Here is a 4414-nt window from a genome sequence, read left to right on the forward strand (position 1 = left end):
CGATCAGCCGGGCGAGGGTGGCGAAGAACTTCGGCTCCAGCGCGCCCACCGCGACGTGCCGGCCGCAGGCGCAGCGGTAGGTGTCATAGAAGGGGGCGCCGGAATCCAGCATGTTGGTCCCCGGCGTGTCGCTCCACTGCCCGGCGGCGCGCAGGGCATAGAACATGCTCATCAGCACCGAGGCGCCGTCCACCATCGCCGCGTCCACCACCTGTCCCCGGCCGGAGCGGGCGCGTTCGAACAGGGCGCAGACCATCCCGAAGGCGAGGAACATCGTCCCGCCGCCGTAGTCGCCCACCAGGTTGAGCGGCGGCACCGGTCCCTCGCCCGCGCGCCCCATGGAGCCGAGCGCGCCGGACAGGGCGATGTAGTTGATGTCGTGCCCGGCCGACTGCGCGAGCGGCCCGTCCTGTCCCCAGCCCGTCATGCGCCCGTACACCAGCCGCGGGTTGCGCGCCGCGCAGTCCGCCGGGCCGATGCCGAGGCGTTCGGCGACGCCCGGGCGAAACCCCTCGATCAGCCCGTCCGACGCCTCCACCAGACGCAGCAGCAATTCCCGCCCGGCCGGCTGCTTGAGGTCGATCGCGAGGCTTTCGCGCCCCCGCCCGATCACGTCGGCGGCGCGCGGCACCGGCAGCACCGGCTCGCCCGCCTGCATCCGTTCGATGCGCAGGACCGTAGCCCCCATGTCGGCAAGCAGCATGGCGCACAACGGCGCCGAGCCGATCCCGGCCAGTTCGAGGATGCGGACGCCTTCCAGCGGACCCATGGCTGATCCTTATCGACTGTGCCTGCCTGACCGGGACGCCCGCGGTTGACACCCGGTCGGGACGCCCGGCTGGTCCAGGGTAGGCGCGGCCGATAGAGTGTGTCCAACGAACGGGAGGGACGCGCGAGATGACCGGCGGAACGGTATGGGAGACGATCGAGACCTCGGTCGCGGACGGCGTCTGCCGCATCGCGCTGAACCGGCCCGACAAGCTCAATCCGCTGTCCGCCCTGCTGATCGACGAGGTCCGGCGCGCCTTCGACGCGGCGGCCGGGGACGCGGCGGTGCGGGCGATCATCCTGACGGGACGTGGCCGGGCGTTCTCCGCCGGCGCCGACCTGCGCGGCGGCATCCAGCCAGGGGGCGATCTCGGCGCGGCGCTGGAGACCCGCTACAACCCGCTCGTGCTCGCCATGCGGGCGTTGCCGAAGCCGATCATCGCGGCGGTGAACGGCATCTGCGCCGGGGCGGCGTGCAACCTCGCGCTGGCCTGCGACATCGTGCTCGCCGCCCGATCGGCGGTGTTCATCGAGGTGTTCGCCCGCATCGCCCTGCTGCCCGATGCCGGCGGGACGTGGTTCCTGCCGCGCGTCATCGGCACCCAGCGGGCATTGGCGGCCAGCATGCTCGCCGCCGACATCACCGCCGAGCAGGCGCATGCCTGGGGCATGGTCTGGGAGGTGCACGACGACGCGGCGCTGCCGGACGCGGCCGAGGCGCTGGCCCGCCGCCTCGCCGCCGGTCCCACCCGCGCCTATGCCGCCATGAAACAGGCCTTCGGCGCCGCCGCCGGCAACACGCTGGCGCAGCAGCTGCAGCTGGAGGCCGATCTCCAGCGCGCCCTCGGCCACAGCGCGGACTTCACGGAGGGCGTGACCGCCTTCCTGGAGAAGCGCCCGTCGGCGTTCCGGGGCGCCTAGAGCCGATGGCCGGACGCACCGCGCCCCGATCGTGCCGGCCTGCGGCGGATGCGCCACGCGGGGACGGAATCGGCGCGGGCGCGGGCGCCGGCGATGAAAATTTGCGGAACTGTCATCCTGCTGGCCGCCGCTTTCGGCTTTCTGCCGCCCGCATGAATGCTGTTTCAGTCTGACGATGGGTGCCCCGGGCAAGGAGAAGGTCGCGCCGATCACCCCGCCGGCCACCGCCCCGGCCGTCGCGCCGGAGGATGCGATGCCGGTGCTGGCCGGCATCCTGATCGCGGGCGGGCATTGCGACGAGCGCACGGTCGAGCGCGGCCGGCGGGTCGCGGCCGAATCCGGGCAGCGGCTGGACAGCGTGCTGATGCAGCTCGGCCTGGTGACGGAGCGCGGGCTTGCCGCCGGTTACGCGGCGCTCCTCGGCCTGCCGGTCGCGACGCCTGCGCGCTATCCCGCCGATGCCCCGATCCTGCCGGAACGGCTGACCCCGCGCTTCCTGCGTCAGGCGCGGGCGCTCCCGGTCGCGCTGGAGGGCGAGACGCTGACGGTCGCCGCCGCCGACCCGCTCGACCCGTTCGTGCCGGCCGCCATCGCCGCCGCGACCGGGCTGCGCGTCGCGCTGGAGGTCGGGGTGCCGATCGAGCTGGATGCGGCCCTGGAGCGGCTGTACCCGGAGATCGCCGAGCAGGCGGACGCCCACGGCGCCGAGGCCGAGGCGCCGCTGGAGGAGGATGCGGAGCGGCTGAAGGACCTCGCGAGCGAGGCGCCGGTGATCCGGCTGGTCAACCAGATCATCTCCCGCGCGGTCGAGACGCAGGCAAGCGACATCCATATCGAACCGTTCGAGGACCGGCTGCGCGTCCGCTACCGCTATGACGGCGTGCTGCACGAGGCGGACAGCCCGTCGGCGCGGCTGACGCCCGCCATCACGTCGCGCATCAAGATCATGGCGCGGCTCGACATCGCCGAGCGGCGGCTGCCGCAGGACGGGCGCATCAAGCTCGCGGTGCGCGGCACCGAGGTCGATTTCCGCGTCTCCACCGTCCCCTCGCTGCATGGCGAGACGGTGGTGCTGCGCGTGCTCGACCGCAGCGCGGTGACGTTCGACTACGCCCGGCTCGGCCTGCCGGCGCCGGTCGTCGAACGGCTGCGCCGCGCGCTCGACCTGCCGAACGGGATCGTCCTCGTCACCGGCCCGACCGGCAGCGGCAAGACGACGACGCTCTACACCGGGCTGCTGACGATCAACGCCATCGCGCGCAAGATCATCACCATCGAGGACCCGATCGAATACCAGCTCACCGGCGTCAACCAGATCCAGGTCAAACCGCAGATCGGGCTGAGTTTCGCGCATCTGCTGCGCGCCATCCTGCGTCAGGACCCGGACGTGATCATGGTGGGCGAGGTGCGCGATCTCGAGACCGCGCAGATCGCGGTGCAGGCGGCGCTGACCGGGCATCTGGTGCTGTCCACCCTGCACACCAACTCCGCCGCCGCGACCATCACGCGGCTGCGCGACATGGGGCTGGAGGATTACCTGCTCGCCGCCGTGCTGCGCGGCGTGCTGGCGCAGCGTCTGGTGCGGCGGCTGTGCGACGCGTGCAAGCAGCCGGCGCCGGCGCCGGCCGAACTGGTCGCGCGCTTCGGCCTCGACGCCCGCAACGGCGGCCGGCCGGTGGTGCTGCATCACCCGGTCGGCTGCCCGCGTTGCCGCAACACCGGCTATCGCGGCCGGCAGGCGATCGCGGAGTTCCTGCTGCCCGACGACGAGGTGCAGCGGCTGCTGTTCGCCCATGCCGACCATGCCGACATCGAGCGCGCGGCGGTGGCCGCCGGCATGACGACGATGTTCGACGCCGGGCTCGACGCCGCGCTCGCGGGGGAGACGACGATCGAGGAAGTCACCCGCAGCATACGGGCCGAGGCCTGAGGCATGGCGAGTTTTCGCTATGTCGCCATCGCGCCCACGGGCGAGGTGACGCGCGGCATCATGGAGGCGGCGGACGCCAATGCCGTCGTGGAATCGCTGCGCCGCGGCGGCGCCATACCGATGCGCGCGGAGCCGGCGGACGGGCGTTCGGGTCTCGCCGAGATGTTCCTGCGCGATCTCGGCGGCGGGCGGCGGCTGACCCGCACCGAGGTGACGGAGATGACGCGCGAGCTCGCGGTCATGCTGGAAGCGGGGCAGGATCTCGACCGCGCGCTGCGCTTCCTGGTAGAGACGGCGCCCGGCGCCCGCGCCCGGCGCATCTACGAGGACATACGCGAGGCGGTGCGCAACGGCGCGCCGCTGGCGACCGCGCTGCAGCGGCATCCGCGCAGCTTCCCGGCCCTGCATATCGGGCTGGTGCGCGCGGGCGAATCGGGCGGGCGGCTGGCGCCCACCCTGGAGCGCCTCGCGGTGCTGCTGGAACGCCAGCGCAGCCTGCGCGCGACGGTGGTGTCCGCGCTGGTGTATCCGACCCTGCTGCTGGTCGCGGCGATCGGCTCGATCACCCTGTTGCTGACGATCGTGCTGCCGCAATTCGTGCCGCTGTTCCAGCAGAACGGCGTCGCGCTGCCGCGGCCGACGCAGATCCTGATCGACGTGGGCGACGTGCTGTCGCGCGACTGGCCGTTCCTGCTGGCCGGGCTCGCCATCCTGGTGGTGGGCGCGCGCGAGCTGTTGCGCCGGCCGGCGCCGCGCGCGGCGTGGGACCGGCTGCGGCTGCGGCTGCCGGTGTTC

The 4414-nt window shown here is 73.0% G+C and carries 4 protein-coding genes; 3 read left to right on the plus strand and 1 reads right to left on the minus strand.

What is annotated here, in order from left to right; translation table 11 throughout:
- Nucleotides 1–769: CaiB/BaiF CoA transferase family protein (locus tag B8460_RS06380; protein WP_048860748.1), on the minus strand; the 769-nt coding region annotated here is incomplete at its 3' end.
- Between the two features lie 128 nt (nt 770–897).
- On the opposite strand from B8460_RS06380, the gene B8460_RS06385 reads away from it, so the two are divergent.
- The 3 genes from B8460_RS06385 to B8460_RS06395 all read left to right on the plus strand — a co-directional run.
- A complete protein-coding gene (locus tag B8460_RS06385) occupies nt 898–1689 on the plus strand; it encodes an enoyl-CoA hydratase-related protein (protein ID WP_048860749.1) in 792 nt (263 codons plus the stop codon).
- Nucleotides 1690–1864: 175 nt separating this feature from the next.
- A complete protein-coding gene (locus B8460_RS06390; RefSeq protein ID WP_052945152.1) occupies nt 1865–3619 on the plus strand; it encodes a GspE/PulE family protein in 1755 nt (584 codons plus the stop codon).
- A gap of 3 nt (nt 3620–3622) precedes the next feature.
- Nucleotides 3623–4414, plus strand: a 792-nt coding sequence (locus B8460_RS06395; RefSeq protein WP_048860750.1) for a type II secretion system F family protein, incomplete at its 3' end; no start/stop codon positions are given.

Origin of the sequence: Acidisphaera rubrifaciens HS-AP3, from assembly GCF_000964365.1 — a bacterium.
Taxonomy (GTDB): domain Bacteria; phylum Pseudomonadota; class Alphaproteobacteria; order Acetobacterales; family Acetobacteraceae; genus Acidisphaera; species Acidisphaera rubrifaciens.

Coding starts and splice junctions, on each gene's coding strand:
- B8460_RS06385 (WP_048860749.1), top strand. CDS start 898: ATGACCGGCGGAACGGTATGGGAGACGATCGAGACCTCGGTCGCGGAC.
- B8460_RS06390 (WP_052945152.1), top strand. CDS start 1,865: ATGGGTGCCCCGGGCAAGGAGAAGGTCGCGCCGATCACCCCGCCGGCC.